Origin of the sequence: Flectobacillus major DSM 103 (assembly GCF_000427405.1) — a bacterium.
Lineage (GTDB): Bacteria > Bacteroidota > Bacteroidia > Cytophagales > Spirosomataceae > Flectobacillus > Flectobacillus major.
Genome location: NZ_ATXY01000005.1, coordinates 175,630 through 193,482, shown reverse-complemented (window position 1 = coordinate 193,482; position 17,853 = coordinate 175,630). Strand labels below are relative to the sequence as shown.

The 17,853-nt window shown below is 38.8% G+C and carries 7 protein-coding genes; 2 read left to right on the top strand and 5 right to left on the bottom strand.

The window, feature by feature from the left end:
• The first annotated feature begins 186 nt into the window (after window positions 1-186).
• Window positions 187-3,381, top strand: coding sequence for a SusC/RagA family TonB-linked outer membrane protein (locus FLEMA_RS0101860; RefSeq protein WP_026993987.1), 3,195 nt, complete (start codon window positions 187-189; stop codon window positions 3,379-3,381).
• Between the two features lie 83 nt (window positions 3,382-3,464).
• The gene (locus tag FLEMA_RS0101855; RefSeq protein WP_044170497.1) at window positions 3,465-4,907 is read left to right on the top strand and encodes a SusD/RagB family nutrient-binding outer membrane lipoprotein; all 1,443 of its coding nucleotides are present in this window, start codon (window positions 3,465-3,467) and stop codon (window positions 4,905-4,907) included.
• A gap of 164 nt (window positions 4,908-5,071) precedes the next feature.
• Here FLEMA_RS0101855 and FLEMA_RS0101850 read toward each other — a convergent pair whose 3' ends face one another.
• From FLEMA_RS0101850 to FLEMA_RS67185, 5 genes are all read right to left on the bottom strand, one after another.
• Window positions 5,072-6,517 (bottom strand): arylsulfatase, encoded by a 1,446-nt coding sequence (locus tag FLEMA_RS0101850; protein WP_026993985.1) that lies wholly within the window; start codon window positions 6,515-6,517, stop codon window positions 5,072-5,074.
• 122 nt (window positions 6,518-6,639) lie between these two features.
• Window positions 6,640-9,360, bottom strand: a complete 2,721-nt coding sequence (locus FLEMA_RS0101845; protein ID WP_026993984.1) for a glycosyl hydrolase — start codon at window positions 9,358-9,360, stop codon at window positions 6,640-6,642.
• Window positions 9,361-9,482: 122 nt separating this feature from the next.
• A complete protein-coding gene (locus FLEMA_RS0101840) occupies window positions 9,483-10,967 on the bottom strand; it encodes a RagB/SusD family nutrient uptake outer membrane protein (RefSeq protein WP_026993983.1) in 1,485 nt (494 codons plus the stop codon).
• Between the two features lie 24 nt (window positions 10,968-10,991).
• On the bottom strand, window positions 10,992-14,261 hold the full coding sequence (locus tag FLEMA_RS0101835) for a SusC/RagA family TonB-linked outer membrane protein (RefSeq protein ID WP_044170491.1): 3,270 nt from the start codon (window positions 14,259-14,261) through the stop codon (window positions 10,992-10,994).
• Between the two features lie 482 nt (window positions 14,262-14,743).
• Window positions 14,744-17,842: an efflux RND transporter permease subunit gene (locus tag FLEMA_RS67185; RefSeq protein WP_044170488.1), complete on the bottom strand. Its 3,099-nt coding sequence runs from the start codon at window positions 17,840-17,842 to the stop codon at window positions 14,744-14,746.
• Between the last annotated feature and the right edge of the window lie 11 nt (window positions 17,843-17,853).

Sequence of the window (17,853 nt, the reverse complement as noted above, 5' to 3'; positions counted from 1 at the left end):
TCATCAAAACTCTTTAAATATGCATTCCAAATTCTATAACAACATTAATTTCTTCTTCAGGTATAGGTTCGCTTGTTAGGTCAGCTAAATACCTAAATTGCTTTTCAGCATCCGTTTACCTATCTGTCAGCACTCCATGTCTAGCAAGACAAGGCTGTTCGTTTATTTTCAAAATATAAATACTACATGAAAAAACTTTTAAGATTTTCATTAGCTGTGATCCTTGTATTACAGCTGGGCGAGCTTTTTGCTCAAAATATCAAAGTTACTGGAAAAGTACTATCAAAGTCTGATAATCAGCCTGTTGCTGGTGTTACTGTACTCATAAAAGGTACTGCCAAAGGTACAGTAACCAATGCCGAAGGACAATACAATATTTCGGCTCAAGTAGAAGATATTCTCAAATTCTCATTTATTGGGTTTAAGTCGGTCGAGCAAAAAGTACCTGCTAGTGGAGTGGTCAATATCGCTTTAGAAACAGAAGATACCCAATTACAGGAAGTAGTGGTAACAGCCCTAGGTATTGCCAAAGAGAAAAAATCGCTAGGGTATGCTGTTCAAGAACTCCGTACAAAAGATATTGCCGAAGCACGAGAAGGCAACCTTGTCAATGCCCTTTCTGGAAAAATTGCAGGGGTTAACATTACCAACAGCCAAGGCGGTATGGGATCGTCGAGAATCGTGATTCGTGGCGAAACGTCAATTGCTGGTAACAACCAACCTTTGTTCATTATCGACGGTGTTCCAGTAGATAACACCCAAAATGGGATTGGTTCTGGTCGTGACTTTGCCAATGCTATTGCCGATGTCAATCCCGACGATATTGAATCTATTAGTGTTTTGAAAGGCCCCAACTCGGCTGCACTATATGGCTCACGAGCTTCTAATGGTGTTATTTTGATCAAAACAAAAAGTGGAAAATCAGCTAAGAAAAAAGGCCTAGGCGTTACTTTGAATGCGGGATTTACGGCCGAAAATTTATTGGTACTACCAGATTATCAGAATAGTTATGGACAAGGAACAGGCGGCGTGTTTTCGTATAAAGATGGTAAAGGTGGTGGTATCAACGACGGTACTGACGAAAGTTGGGGGCCAAAATTAGATGGACGTTTGATTCCTCAGTTCTTTTCAAATGGACAACCAGCTCCGTTTGTAGCTCATCCCGACAATGTGAAAAACTTTTTTGTAACAGGAAAAACCGCTAACCTTGGTATTTCGGTTGCTGGTTCTGACGAAAAATTAGACTATCGTTTTTCATTCAACAACTCTAATCAAACAGGGGTTATTCCTAATACAGATATTACCAAAAACTCATTTGCTGTAAACTCTACTTATCGCCTAAACAACAAATTAACCCTAAGTACAAGTGCCAATTTTATCAGAAGTGGTTCTGATAACCTTCCTGGGCTTTCGGGTCGTGGACAAAGCGTTATGCTACAATTCTTGTGGTTTGGTCGTCAGGTCGATACCGAACTTTTGAAAGACTACAACAAAGGAGGCTTCGACTACAACTGGAATCATAGCTATTATAGCAACCCTTATCTGCTACTTTACGAAAATACAGTACAACAACGCCGTGACCGCTTCTTTGGTAATGTCAACCTTTCGTATAAAATCAATAGTTGGTTAAATGCAAGTATTCGTACAGGAAACGACTACTATACCGATAAAAGAAAGTTTAAGGTGGCGTTTGGTACTAACGGAACACCATTTGGCTCGTATACCGAAGATGCCTACGTTGTAAATGAAAACAACACTGATTTTACCCTAAACCTCAACAAAAAGCTTAATAGCAACTTTGATTTGGACTGGTTAGTGGGCGGTAACCTCAGAAGCAACTTCAACGAACAGAATTATCAACAAGCACCCAAATTAGCTGTCGCTGACTTATATACGTTGAACAACTCCCGTGACCCACTAGTTTCGTATAATATACTCCGTAAGCAAAAAGTATACAGTTTGTACTCGTCGGCACAGTTGGGCTACAAGAATTTTGCATTTTTGAACCTTACAGCCCGTAACGACTGGTCGTCGACTTTGCCTGCTGGAAACAATTCTTATTTTTATCCATCAATCAATGCCAGTTTGGTACTAACAGAAGCCCTAAATATTCAAAGCGATGTTCTTTCGTTTGCTAAAGTACGTGGTGGCTGGGCAGAAGTAGGTAAAGATACCGACCCTTATCAGTTGATTAATACGTATCCGTTCAATCAGCCTTTTGGTAGTAACCCATTATTGACCGTTTCGGATGTAGTATTGAGTTCAAACCTAAAACCCGAAATTACACAATCTAGTGAAATTGGTGTAGACGTAGCCCTTTTCAAAAATAAAGTACGACTAGACCTTAACTACTATAACTCGGATAGTTACAACCAAATTTTGCGTGCAGATGTAAGCCCAACTACAGGTTTTAAGCAAAAACTATTGAATGCAGGGCATATCAACAACCGTGGCTTTGAGGCTCAACTGAACTTTACGCCATTACAAACAGCTTCGGGCTTCAAGTGGAACGTATTGGTTAACTACTCAACCAACGTAAGTAAAGTAATTTCGTTGGACGATGAGGGTTTCTTGAACGATTATAAAGTGGGGTCTAGTGGTATTATTTCGGTGCTTGCTAGCAAAGGCAAACGCTATGGAGCTCTTTTTGGTACAGCATTTTTACGCAACGACAATGGCGATATTATTGTGAGTGCCAACGGTACTCCTGTACGTGACCCTAACTTAAAAGTATTGGGTTATTATACCCCAAAATGGCTTGGTGGTATTACCAACTCGTTTAGCTACAAAGGCTTCAATCTGAGCGTATTGATTGATACTAAGCAAGGTGGGCAAATTTATTCGGCTACCAACGCTACTGGTAAATACACTGGGGTATTGATAGAAAGCTTGCAAGGTAGAGACGAAGAAAACGGAGGTTTGCCATATTATTATCCAGGCAACAACAAGTCGGGAATTCCAGTACAATTGGCTTCGCATTCGGCGGCTTCTCCAACCGGAGAACAAGTATATCATGATGGTATTATTTTTAAAGGTGTAACTGCCGATGGTAAACCCAATACGGTTATTTTGCCAGCAGAACGCTATTACAAAGCTACTTATAGCAATAGCAATATCAACGAATCAAGTATTTTTGATGCTTCGTTTATCAAATTGCGTGAAGTTCGCTTGAGTTATGCTGTGCCTACTAGCTTGGCCAACAAATTCCATTTGCAAGGGGTTACGTTTTCTTTGATTGGTAGAAACTTGGCATTTTTGCAGAAAAATGCACCACATATCGACCCAGAAACGGCTTTCAATACAGGAAATGGACAAGGTTTGGAATCGCTTCAGCTGCCTACTACAAGAAGTTATGGTTTTAATGTAAACATTACCTTCTAAACAGACAAAGTACTCAAAGGTTCTGTAATAGAACCTTTGAGAAAAGATTTCAATCGTTTTAGTTTTATTAAAAAATTCAGAAAATGACTATCAAAAATATATTCAAAGGTGTAATTACTTTGGCAATGGCTACTTCGCTGAGTGCTTGCCAAAATGAATTAGAAAAAATCAATAAAAACCCCAACGAGTCTACAACAGCTCAGCCCGAGTACCTTTTGGCCAATGCTATCAAAGCTAATGCTGACTTGTTATTAGGGTCGGATGCCTCAATGGAAACTACCACTTTGTTTGTACAACACTGGGCCAAAATCCAATATACAGATGTTGACAAATATGTAGTAAACCCTACCAATGTCCAAAATATTTGGACCAACTATTATACCCAAAGCCTCAATGATTATGCCGAGGTAATTAAGATTGGCCAAAAAACCAACAACCCTAATTATCAAGCTGTGGGTTTGATTCTACAGTCTTGGTCTTTCCAAATTCTGACAGAGTTGTACGGCAATATTCCATATAGCCAAGCCCTTAATATAGACCAATACCTAACACCACAATACGACGAACAAAAAGATGTATATGCGGGCGTTTTGGCCAACTTAAAAAAAGCTTCTGACCTTATCGACCTCAATAGCAATCCTATTAAAGGCGATGTGATTTATAATGGTAACTTGTCGAGATGGAAAAAATTTGCCAACTCTTTGCGTTTGCGTGTAGCATTGCGTATTGCCGACCGTGACCCACAAACAGCCAAAACCGTTATAGCCGAAGTAGCCAGCAATAAAAATAACCTGATTGCCAGCAACGACGAAATAGCTCAATTGGCTTATTTGGCATCGCCCAATCAAAACCCTGTAGCTCGTGACCGTGAAACCCGCGATGATTATCGTGTAAGTAAATCTGTTATTGATAAATTGGTAAGCTTGAATGACCCACGTCTGGGTATTTTTGCCAACAAAACAGCCGATGCCACTCCAGCAGGGTATATTGGTGTTACCAATGGATTACCAGCCGATTCAGCTTCACGTTTGGGTTTCTCAAAAACTTCTAAATTAGGTGACTATTTTACAGCGGCTACTACGCCTGCTATTTTCTTGACCTACTCAGAAGTACTTTTCAACCTTAGCGAGGCGGCACAACGAGGCTTTATTAGCGACAATGCCGAGGCTCTGTACAAACAAGCTATTACAGCTTCTTTACAACAATTTAAGGTTGGTACAGCCGATATTGCACAATACCTAACCCAAACTTCGGTGGCTTATGATGCTACTAATTACAAAAAATCTATTGGTGAACAAAAATGGCTCGCTTTATTTAGCCAAGGTCAGGAAGCTTATACCGAGTGGAGACGCTTGGATTATCCAAAATTGAAGCCTGCTTATGCTGGTGTACTCAATGGCTCGTTTCCTTTACGCCTTACATACCCAACTGGCGAACAAGCCCTTAATACTGCCAATTATAAAGCGGCTGTTGCCAAACAAGGAACAGACAACCTGTTGACCAAGCTGTGGTTTGATGTATTTTAACCCAAGTCTTTTATCAAAATTACACTTCATAAACCCTAAATCCCGATTGAATCTGCAGTGTCAACTCAAATGCAGATTTAGTTTGATAACTTTCAAAAACCCAAGCATTTTGCCTGGGTTTTTTGTTTGTTGGAGCCATGAAAGCAACAGTCGTAACGTTGAATCTATTTAGTGGTTCTATAAAAAGGAAATAATGCCGATGGCCGATGCGACCTTTTAATAAGATCGCCCAATTCTTTGGCTTTTTCAGGGTACTGGTTAGCCAAATCTTGAGCTTCACTTGGATCTTTTTCCAAATCATATAATTCAACAGGGCCGTCAGGATTATCAATAGCATTCAGGCGAATAGCCTTCCATTTCCCTTGACGAATGGCCTGCTTTCCTCCCTGTTCATGAAATTCCCAGTACAAATAATTATGCTGACGCTGTTTACCCTTGCCAGTCAACAACGAAGCAAACGAAATACCATCTATACCTTTAGGAATAGATACTCCACCCAATTCTGCAAAAGTTGGTAACAAATCCCAAAAAGCACCAATATGATCACTTTTAGAATTAGGTTTGATAACATTCGGCCAAGTAACTATAAAAGGCTCTCGAATACCACCTTCATACAAATCACGCTTTACCCCCTTAAATTTCCCACTACTTTTGAAAAAACTAGGGTCAGCCCCTCCTTCAACATGAGGGCCGTTGTCGCTTGAAAAAACAATAATAGTATTTTTGTCTAGTCCTTTTTCTTTTAGTTTGGCCACCACTTGCCCCACATACCAGTCTAATCGAGTAACCATAGCAGCAAAAGCTGCATGAGGATATTCCTGAGAAGCATACCCTCCAACAGTTGCTTTGGGGCCATAATCATGTCCTTTGAAAGGCTTTTCAGCAAACTTTCCTTTATAATATTGAAAAATACTATCTTCTGGTACAATCAGCTCTGCATGAGGTAATATATAAGGTAAAAACAAGAAAAATGGTTTTCCATTTCTCTGTGATTCTATAAAATCTAATGCCTTATTTTGAATTAAATCTGGGGCATAAATTTTATTCTTTACCAAATTCTCGTTGGCCTCTAGCACTATTTTTTCGGCATTATTCCATAAATGATTGGGGTAATAGCGGTGTGCTAATGTTTGGCAGTTATACCCAAAAAACTGGTCAAATCCTTGCTTGTTGGGGTCGCCTTCCGAACCCACCGGCCCCAGCCCCCATTTACCAAATGCACCCGTAATATAACCTGCTTTTTTCAAAACTTCGGCTACAGTTAACACAGAATCGGCAATAGGTTCTTGTCCTTCAGGCTGTACGCCTTTGTTGCCTCGGATATAAGTATGCCCAGTATGCAAGCCCGAAATTAAAGCCGAGCGAGAAGGTGCACACACTGATGTGCCAGCATAAAATTGTGAAAACTTCATACCCTGCGATGCTAAACGGTCTATGTTGGGCGTTTTGATAAGCTGCTGCCCATTAAAACCAACATCGCCGAAGCCCAGATCGTCGGCTACAATCAGTACAATATTTGGACGAGTTTTAGTTGTTTTTGGGAGTGTCTGAGCAGTAGTAATGCGTATACCTAATAAAGTCAAAATCAGACTCAATACTATTTTTTTCATACGATATTATATGTTTTAGCATGTATTTATCTTACTATTTTGTATTCGCTAAAATCGAATACTCTTGGCTAATTACAAATTGAATAAGTAGCAATACAATATATTAACACTGTTTTGCAAAATCACTTACAAGGAATCAAGGTTACAGGACCCGCCAAACCAGCATCCATTATACGCCAGTTACTAGCATCGAAAGGTTGATAATGGGCATTTACAAAGTTGATTTCGTGGTAATTTCGCCAAATTTCTTTGTTTTTGTCCATATATCTTATCCGATTGGCCATCAAATTACGTACTTCTATCTGAAGAAAATTTCGTCCATTTTTCAGCAAATATCCTATTTTTAAACGACTTGGCACACTCCAAACTATTCCAGCGGATTTTTTATTGACAAACACTTCTGCACTTTCAGCTAATTTCCCTAAATCTAAATAATAATCTTTAGCCGTTTTGTTAAGTTCAAAATATATGGAATATCCACCAGCACCCGAATAGTTTTGCATAGCTTCATCCGACAAGTCTGTCCATAATTTGAGCGTGTCTATCTGAATTTTTTGTGGCAAAATAGGCCCTCCCTCTCTAAAATCAATAGTCCATTTTCCTTGTATTTGGATGGGCTTTTGTTCTTCATCATAACTCCATGCAGGTATTGGCTGATTTTTGGAATATGTTTGTAAAAAAAGGCTTTCTCCTGAACGTAATTTGAGTTTAACAAAGGTTTTGTTTTGACTAAAATACGATTTCGCTTTACCTATATTTCCCGTTTGTGGGTCTAAAATACTTACCAATACGCTACAGCTATTGAGTGGAATATTACCTTCTATTGTATTACTGGTATGATTGACCAAATAATACACGACTCCCTTTTTATTTCGTCGCCGAATAAACTGTAAGCCCGTTTCAACAAGTGTTTCGGCCTCAATACGTTTTCTAGTAAGTACTTCTACAATTTGTTTAGTAATGGTTATTTGTCCTTTGTCAAGATTTTTTAATTGATTTTCTCTTTCTAACCAATGCCCAAAACCCGGAACACTTTGTGGTAAGTCCTCAAAAATAACAGTAGCCCCCCGATTGGCCAAGTCAATTAACTGCATGAATGTTTCGATAGGCATTTTTTGGGTACTAGGCACAACAATAGCCTTATAGGTATTGCCAAAATTAGAGGTAATTATTTGCCCATTTTTGACAACTGCATTTTGTAATAACTTATCAGATATAAAATCAGTAGCATATCCTTGTTTATGCAAAAGAGAAACTACACGATAAAAGGCCTCTGGATAGAGCCAGTCGTTTACTTCATGCACCCTAATTTGTTGTAATAAATCACTTTTTTTGTGCCAAATATCATGAATAGGCCAATATACCAATAGTTCGTTGTCGGGTTGGCCGTCCTGCAAGATTGCCTGACAGCGAGCAATGTAATGAGTTAAACCTGAAAGGTGCGGCCAAAAAGTATTATTGGGCGAAAAATTAACACCTGCATAAAACATCCAACCAGGCCAAAGAATATTTTGGGGAGAATAGGTTGTACCATGAAAGAAAATATGATTCGCTCCTGCCAAAAAAAGCTGCTCGGCTTCGGGTTTACATTGTGCAAGCGAAGTTTTAAAATGTTCTGTCAGCCAAGTAAAAGCCTCCGAAGAAACCCATTTTTTACCACTTACATGTGCCGCTGAAGTAGCAAATTTGGGCATCAAAGGTTCGGGGTGTACCTTCCGAATATCGGCGGTATCTCTTCTCAAGCCAGTAATAGCAAAATAACTCGACCCAAAAGTTTCACATTCGGGAATATCGGCCTGAGCGTATAAGTCCAAAATATTGGCAGGCGAGCCATGAGCTTGGTTTTTAATAATCTTTTGGTGCTGATGTGCCCATCGAACCCATGGTTTCATAAACTTTTCGAGGAGCAAATCTGACAGTGTAGCTCGGAAATCAGCTTTTATTCGAGCAGTTTTTTCATCATTTTCCTCCGAGAATACTTCTCTGAGATAATAACGTAAATCATACCCACGACGTTGTTGAAATTCGGCTATAAAATCAGGTGTAAAGTTGGCATCGTACACCTCATAGCTATCGTTGAAAAAAGCTCGAATAGCAGGTAATTTTTGACCAAAAGCATCATTAAAGCGATTTAAATACTGTTTTAAGGCTATTCCTGAAAAGTGATCCATAACCCAGCCTTCACCTGCGGGGGCAGCTCGTTTTACTTTCTGCCCAGTTTTTCCTAAAAATAGAGCATATAATGTCCAATCACCTTTGGGAGCTTGCCACTGCAACTTTCCTTCGGCATTTACTTGGTCGGTAATAATTTGGATCATACCATCTTTTGAATAGGCTGTTAGGGCCTGTAACGATGTCTCGTATTTTTGTTTAGACAGTTGTAATACCGTTATTTTGTCTTGTAAATATGCTCCTTCTTTTAATTGATATTGCTGTAAAAAAAGCTTGGAAGAAGCATTTTGTGGCGTTATTTGTGGGCCACCAAAGGGCCAACCAGTTCCTAAATTGAGGTCAACACCCATGCCAAACTGCTGGGCTGTCTGAGTGGTAAAATCTACTTTTTCAAGCCATTTTTCCGACAAAAAATCAATATATTGATTTTCGTAGCCTTTTGCTCCATAAATAGGTGTAATTTCGACACCTCCCAAGCCCACTTTAGCATATTCGGAAAGGCTCCAACGAAGGTTTGGTTCATCTACTGCATTGCCCATCCACCACCAGCGAGTCCAAGGTTTTGCTTCTTGGGTAATAGTTGGCCAAGAAGTAATACCCGTTTGTGCTTTGGAATAAACAACCATTAGATAAACACAAAGATATACTATTAATTTTACTAAATTCTTCATTATTGAATAGGCCATAAATACAAAAAGCCCCGATAAAATACGTATTCTTATTTTCTTCTATAAAACAAAACATACGCAGCAAACTTAATCGCTACGTATGTATTACAAGATGTATGTGAGTTTTAATTATAGCCTGGATTTTGCTGATATAAACCTACCTTTGTACCAATTTCGGTAGCTGGTACAGGATAAATCAAAAATTCAGGGATAATAGGATTAATGGTTAGGATTCCGTCATTCTTTATCCAAGCATTCATTTTAGTTATAGCATTGCCCGAACGAACAAGGTCGTTCCATCGGATACCTTCACCCAAAAACTCTTTTCTTCTTTCCTCCAGAAGGGCATCAAAGCTTACATTGGCAATACTAGGTAAACCAGCCCGATTTCTTACCTGATTAACTAGGGCATCTACTTCGGTTTGAGTTCCTTTTGCTCCTTTCAAAATAGCTTCGGCCTTTAATAAAAGAATATCGGCGTACCGCAATACAATAAAATTGATAGACCAATCTCGTCCGTTAGTACCCCTTTTGGCAAGATCAATGTATTTTTTAATAAAAGGCTGTGAATATGACAATTGAATATTAAATGTATTTCTTATATCTGAAGCACTAGTGGTTAGGTACGAGGCTCTGAGTTCTTTTGAAACATTGAAATTGCTTGCACCATACCCATTGCCATAAGCGTTAGAAATACCCTGTCCTGTCCAAAAAGCAACTGGTACTAGGTGGCTAGGAAACCCTGCACCGTTTGAAGAGCTCATAAATTGTACATCAAAAATCACCTCCTTATTGTTTTCGTTATCGTAGGCAAAAACAGAAGGATAACTAGGTAATAATTGGTATTGATTACTTGCAATCACTTCATTGAAAAGAGCAAGAGCTTTGTCGTATTCATTACTAGCCAAGCCAGCACCCTCTATATTATACGTTGGCCCAGAGCGAGTTAAATATACCAAGCCCAACAATCCTTTGGCGGCATTGCTTGTTGCACGCCCAATATTGGCTCCTGTATAAGACAAAGGCAGGTTTTGAGAGGCAAACTCCAAGTCGGCAATAATAAGTTTATAAATATCGCTTACATTGCTACGAGGAACAGATTCGACTTCGACAGCCGTTAAGGGTTTTTCTATCAAAGGTACTTTGCCAAAAGTACGAACTAATTGAAAATAATAAAAAGCCCTTAGAAAACGTGTTTCGGCCGTAAATCGGGTTTTAGGTGTTGCATCTGTAATTATCGACCCTTTAGTTTCTAGAGCCTGTAGCACAGAATTAGCATTAAAAATTCCGTTAAAATTATCATTCCAAGCACTTGATATAAAGCCCGTTGTAGTAATATTAGGCGAAAAGTCATTAATACCTTGCCAGTCTCTATTACCGTCGTGCAATACATTGAGGTTATCGCTTCGCATTTCACCTAGCCAAAGAACCTGACTAGGATAAGATGTTAATTTACTATAAACGCCATTTATAGCTTGTGTAAAATCGTTGGTATTGGTATAAAAGCTTTCTGCTGTTGTACTAGATACAGGTTTCTGATCTAGTTGGTCATCGCAGGATGTAAGTCCGAAGAGAGCCGAAAGTAATGTAATATAAACTAATTTTTTCATGCCTATAAAATATAAAATCGTTAATTAAAAAGTAAGATTAATACCAACAGAAGCAGTTTTGCTGAGTGGCATGGCACCATAATCGCCAGGAATAGGATAGCTACCATTGCCACTTACATTGGTATTTTGGGCTTCGGGGTTTACACCACCTCGGTAATTGTCGTGGCTAAACCAGTTTTGTAAGGCTATATACACACGAGCGGAAGAAAACACCCCTGTTTTAGCTAAATCTCTTAAATTATAGCCCAAGGTTATATTTTGAATACGGATAAAATCGGTAGAATATACCCAATCGGAAGTAACCTGCGGTAAAGTGTAAGTACTTGCTAGCTTGCCTCGAGGAGCATCATAGTTCTGGTTTTCTGGAGTCCATCTTTCACGCCAGATACCCAAAATATTGGCAGTAGTACTTCCACTAAAATCAACAGCACGACCAAAATACGACAGTATCGAACCTCCTACTTGCCCATACACCTGTACACCCAAATCAAAGTTTTTGTATTTGAAAGTATTGGTAATACCCCAAGTGTATTTTGGATTAGGCTGCCCATAGACAATACGGTCGTTGGCATTGATTACCCCATCGCCGTTGGCATCCAGATACTTAGTATCTCCAACTGTCTGGTTTTTAATTTTAGCTACCTTGGGGTCATCAATATCAGCTTGTGTCAATATTCCGATCGACTTAGTAACATAATAACTAAACATTGGTAAGCCTGGTTGTAAAATATACGGGGCATTGCTACCGCTATAGGCCGAAGGAATATAAATAGGCGAACCGTCGGCATTCAGCGAGATTACCTCATTGCGGTTAAAAGCAATATTAGCATTGGTAGTCCACTGAAAATCAGGGGTTACTATATTTCTTGTCGTAATCCCTAACTCAATACCCTGATTTTTGACAGAACCGATATTTTGTAAGCTAGTTGAGAACCCACTAGCTGCTAGTACAGGTAAATTCAATAACAAATCGGTACTTTTTTTGGTATAAGCATCAAAGGATACATTGATTCTATTGTTGAGCAATCCCACATCAAAGCCTATATCATACGTATTTGATGTTTCCCATTTTAGGTTTGGATTGGCCAACCCTGCTGCTACTTGACCATTGGCTACTACTGGTGTATTACCACCAAAGTTGTACGAAGTACCTGCCAAAGTAGGAATAGCACTGTAGTTTCCTATATTATTATTTCCTGATTTGCCCCAGCTAAAACGTAATTTTAAGTCGCTAATAGCTTTAATATTTTTCAAAAAAGGTTCTTGCGAAATTCTCCAACCTACAGAAGCCGATGGGAATGTTCCCCACTGGTTGTTGATCCCGAATTTGGATGAGGCATCACGACGAATACTACCCGTTAATAAATACTTGCCTTCATAATCGTATTGTACCCTACCATAATAAGAAAAAAGCGTATTGTTATTCTCGGAGGTCGAGCCTGTTACTGTTACACCTGCAGTATTAGGAATAGCATTGCTAAGGGTATTGACAATATTGTTGGCAAAACCTCCTGCCGTACTAATATTAAAAGATTCGCTATGAACGCTGTTGAAAGATACCCCAGCCACTGCCGCAATATTATGTACTTTGTTGAAGGTTTTGATAAAGTTTAAGGTATTTTCATTAACAAAATTTTGTTTTCTATACCCTCCATACGAGCCACTAGCATTTTTCCCTGGATTTGTTATACGTTCGGCGGCACCACCAACTGCCACATAATCAGATACATACTTTTTGGTTTGTTGGTTTACATCATCGTAGTTGATTGTAGTTCTAGCGAAAAGGCTTGGCAAAATATAATATTCAGCATAAATAGAACTCAAAAGTCGAGTATTTTTGGTTAATCCAATCGAGTTATTCAAAATAGCATAAGGACTTACCAAACGAGGACTACTCCAAGTATAGGTCAAAAATTCACCAGCACCTGTATTAAGACCTGCGGCAGCTTCTACTACTGGCGAAATAGCGGCAATATTCATAATAGGACTATCTTTACCATCGCCTTGTGGGGTGTTATTTTCTGAATAGGTTGGAGCTAAATTGATACCAAATTTTAGTTTTTTATTGGCTTTCGCTTCAATATTCGCACGAATACCGTAGCTTTTATAATCAGTATTTACTAAAGTTGATTGTTGATTAAGGTAATTTCCTGAGAAAAAATAACTTACATTGTCTGTTCCGCCTGTTGCCGATAATTGGTAGTTTTGAAAAGCAGCTTTTCTATAAATAGCATCTTGCCAGTCTACATATTGTAAACCTGGATGCCCTTCTTGCGACCAACGTTCGTCGGGCATATAAGAGGTATTGTATTCACCAGCCTTCAAGCCCAGAATTGCTCGACGTTGATCATTTGTTTGGTCGGCAGTTCTACCTGTACCCGAACGCACCCAGTTGGTATTAGCTACTTCTGTGGCAACCTGTACCCATTCGTCGGCACTCAAAATATCTAACTTTTTAGCAATACTACTTACACCAGTATTAGCATTCAAATTAATTTTTAGCTTACCTGTTTTTCCTCTTTTAGTTGTAATCAATACTACACCATTGGCTGCTCTTGAACCATAAATTGCACCCGCAGCAGCGTCTTTTAATACCTGTATACTTTCTATGTCGTTGGCACTAAGGTTGGCAAGCGGGCTTGTACCTATACTTCCATCTGAGCTTTGCCCTGCTATATCTAGCGGAAATCCATCTATCACATAAAGTGGTTCTGAGCCTGCATTTATTGAGCCCGTACCACGTACTACAATACTTAATCCTGTACCAGGTAAGCCTGTTTGCTGTTTTACCTGAACCCCAGCCATTTGTCCAATCAAGGCTTGTTCTATTCTAGCAATAGGTTTTTCTTCTAAATGCTTGGCATCGAACGATACCACCGAACCCGTAATATCACTTGCTTTTTGGGTACCATAACCAATTACTAATACTTCACTCAATGACTTAGCCTCGGGTTGAAGAGCAATATTGATGGTAGTCTGATTATTGATTTTTACTTCCTGCGAAAAATACCCTACAAACGAATATATCAATGATGCTTCTTTGGTATTTATGGTAATGGCATATTTACCATTTTGGTTTGTTGAAACCCCTTGCTGTGTACCCTTAATAACAATGTTAACACCAGGTAGTACATCCCCTTTTTCATCTCTAACAATTCCTTTTATAACTTGTTCGCTAGAACTTGTAGATTTTTGGGCTAAAGAAGGAGAAAAAGTGATACCCAAAACGAATATGACACCCAATGTTTGATACAGATTTGATAAAAGTTTTTTCCATTCACGATATTTTTTCATGACTTTAAGTTGATTTTGTTAAAATTTAGACAACAGTATTCACCCACACCTAAATGAGGTGCTGTTTGATTGACTTACTTATTTTATCGATTTTTACATGAATTAGCGTGTGTAGAGTAGATTAAGGAAATACCCTTTAAAAGCGTGTCTATTTGACACATACTGAATTAATCTATTAGTTCTATAGGGCAAATGTAAAATCAAGAAATCTATCTAACAAGCACTTTTTAAAATAGTTTTTAAATTTTAATTATAATTGTCCAATTCAAATATTTAATTACATTTTTGATATACATTTTTAGCATAAATACAAAAAATACCACTACAGACACTACAGGATGCTTTTTATGTATATATTAATAGTACTCCATTGAAGTCTTAAAACTGATAAAATATACTAGTCTATTCAATCACTATATAAAATCAAAACCCCGACAGTTTACACTATCAGGGTTTTGATTTTATTTGTTATTACATAAAAACTAAGCTTTTTTAGCTCGAATGCCTAACACTTTATTCTTCAACGACTCGATGATATAATACATACAAGGCACTAAAAGTAGGGTCAAAAACATGGAGCTTGTCAAGCCACCAATAATTACCCAAGCCATACCATTTTTTACTTCTGCTCCCGAACCTGAGGCTAAAGCAATCGGCAACATACCTGTAATCATGGCGATGGTCGTCATCAAAATCGGACGTAAACGTTCTTTGCCTGCTTCGATCAAGGCTTCTTTTACTGATAAACCTTTTTCTTTGAGATGATTAGTAAAATCAACAATCAAAATACCGTTTTTGGCTACTAAACCCAAGAGCATAATCAGACCAACAATGGCAAAAATCGTGAGTGATTCCATCGTTAAAGCCAAGGCTAATAATGCTCCAATCAATGCCACAGGTATTGAGAAAAGTACGACAAATGGATAGACTACGCTTTCGTAAAGAGCAACCATGATTAAGTATACCAACAAAATTCCCAGCAACATGGCCAAACCTAAGCTACCAAAAGCATCTTTTTGGCGTTGTGCTTCTCCTTGATAATCAATCACTACACCATCTGGAATTTTGATTTTGGCAATTTGTTTTTGAATATCCGCCACAATCGTTCCCGTTGGGCGACCAACCGACGAAGCCGTTACTTTGATAGAATTCATTCGGTCAGAGCGTTCCAATACTGATTGTCCTACAATTTCAGAAACAGTGGCTACGTCTTTCAATTTTATAATAGCATTTCTGCTATTGCGAAGCGTAAGTTCACGTACATTTTCGATAGAACGTTTATCAGACTTTTCTAAAGAAATATTAATCGGATATTCCTCCCCTGCTTGTTTAAATTTCGACTGGTCGTTTCCTCTAAATGCCAACTGAATCGCCCCGCCCACTTCTGGAATACTTAGTCCTGCATTGGCAATTTTGTCACGGTCGAGCTGAATGGCAATTTCAGTTTTTAAGCTTTTGGTACTAAATTCTACGTAATCAGTTCCCGGTGTTTTACGAACAATAGCTTTGATTTGATTAGCCACATCCTGAATCACAGCCATATCTACGCCTTTTATGGCAATTTGAATCGGTGCTTCGCTACCGCCTGTAAGACTTACGGGGCGAATTACGACTTTCAAACCAGGAATTTTATTAATCTCATCACGAATCGCTGTACTAAAAGCATCGGTAGAAACCGTTCTGTGTTCTTTTTCAACCAAAGTAACTGATATTTCAGAAATGTTTGAATTAGAGCTTCCCGTACCCACCGCACCCGTTTGCGTACCAACGTTAGCAAATACTTTTGTTACTTCTGGCTTTTGTAAAAGTAGTTGTTCTACTTGTTTGGTCAGCAAGTTGGTTTGTGCCAAAGGGGTTTGAGGTGCCATTTCAAGTTGAATAGCAAACTCGCCACGGTCGCCCGAACCTGCAAAAGATGAACCAATAAAACCCGTTGCCAACAACGAAACCGAACCAATAAACATAACGATAATAGCAATCAATACCCATCTTTTATGACCTAACGACCAAGTAAGGAGTTTTCCGTACTCTTCTTTTACGGCATCCAAAAATCTTTCAAAACCTAAGTTGATTTTTCCCCAAAGTGTTGATTCACTCAAGATTTCAACTTTTCCCCATCTTGAAGCCAACAATGGCGTAAGCGTAAACGACACAAACAAACTCATCAAAGTAGAAAATACTACTACCAATGAAAACTCACGCAAGATATTTCCAATCAAACCGCCACTCATCGAAAGCGGTAAAAATACCACAACGTCCACCAAAGTAATGGCAATGGCGGTGAAACCAATTTCTTGTCGTCCTTCAAGGGCTGCATCTACTTTATTTCTGCCCATTTCGAGGTAACGATAGATATTTTCTAATACCACAATACTGTCATCCACCAAGATACCAACGACTAAAGAAAGTCCCATCAAGGTCATCAAGTTGAGCGAAAAGCCAAAGATGTACATCAAAATAAAAGTCGGAATCATTGCCGAAGGAATAGCAACCAACACAAACAAAGAACTTCTGAAACTATGTAAGAAAAACAACATTACCGCCCCTACAATGATAATCGCCAAGAACAAATCGTGCATTACGGCATCGGCAGAAGCCAACGTATAAATAGATTGGTCGGCGGCAATGTCATAAGAGAATTTTTTTGAAGCATAATTCGCTTGAATTTCCTTCAGCTTTTCCTTTACAGATTTACTTACATTTACGGCATTGGCATCGGCTTGTTTTACGATTTCGATACCGATACCTGCTTTTCCGTTGTTACGGTTCAGGGTTTTGGTTTCGGTTTGTCCGTCTGTAATTACGGCAAGGTCTCTCAACAAAACTCTACTTCCATCGGCATTCTGACGAATAATCAAGTTTCTTAATTCTTCTACTTTTACCAATTTGGCATCCAAACGGATAGAAGTACGATTGCTATTACTCAATACACTACCAGCAGGATACGAACTATTGCTATTGGCAATCATTTGGTTGACTTGTGCCGAAGAAATATTATAAGCTTGAAGCTTGTCGTTATCTAGGTTTACTTGAATTTCACGCTCGTTGCCACCAATCAAACGAACAGTACCAACGCCTGCAACGTTTGATAAAATAGGTTTGATTTTTTGGTCGATTAAATCATACAATTCAGGTTCAGACATATTTGCCGAAGCACTGATTCTTAATACTGGAATTTCGTCGGTATTGAATCGGTTTACCACAGGGTCGTCGGCATCGTCGGGCAAAGTAGATTTAATTTGGTTGATTTTCCGCTCTGCATCTCTTTGGGCATCAAGGGTATTAATGCCCGATTTCAACTGAACGGTAATCAAAGAAAGACCTTCAGATGAGGAAGAAGCAATTTTATCAATTCCTTCGATGGCCGAAACGGCTTCTTCGATTGGTTTGGTAATCACGTTCTGAATTTCGTCGGACGAAGCACCACGATACGTCGTTTGAACAATGATTACATTGGCTTCAAATTTGGGTAATAGGTTATAATTGAGCTGTTTATAACTTACAAAACCAAACAAAATAAGCGTTACGAAAATTACTGTAATCAGTAATGGTCGTTTGATGGATATTTCGGTAATTGACATACTTTTAAGGT

What these genes read in the sequence shown, in the direction of transcription:
- FLEMA_RS0101845 (WP_026993984.1), bottom strand. Translation starts at nt 9,360, where the DNA reads ATGAAGAATTTAGTAAAATTAATAGTATATCTTTGTGTTTATCTAATG.
- FLEMA_RS0101840 (WP_026993983.1), bottom strand. Translation starts at nt 10,967, where the DNA reads ATGAAAAAATTAGTTTATATTACATTACTTTCGGCTCTCTTCGGACTT.
- FLEMA_RS0101860 (WP_026993987.1), top strand. Translation starts at nt 187, where the DNA reads ATGAAAAAACTTTTAAGATTTTCATTAGCTGTGATCCTTGTATTACAG.
- FLEMA_RS67185 (WP_044170488.1), bottom strand. Translation starts at nt 17,842, where the DNA reads ATGTCAATTACCGAAATATCCATCAAACGACCATTACTGATTACAGTA.
- FLEMA_RS0101835 (WP_044170491.1), bottom strand. Translation starts at nt 14,261, where the DNA reads ATGAAAAAATATCGTGAATGGAAAAAACTTTTATCAAATCTGTATCAA.
- FLEMA_RS0101850 (WP_026993985.1), bottom strand. Translation starts at nt 6,517, where the DNA reads ATGAAAAAAATAGTATTGAGTCTGATTTTGACTTTATTAGGTATACGC.
- FLEMA_RS0101855 (WP_044170497.1), top strand. Translation starts at nt 3,465, where the DNA reads ATGACTATCAAAAATATATTCAAAGGTGTAATTACTTTGGCAATGGCT.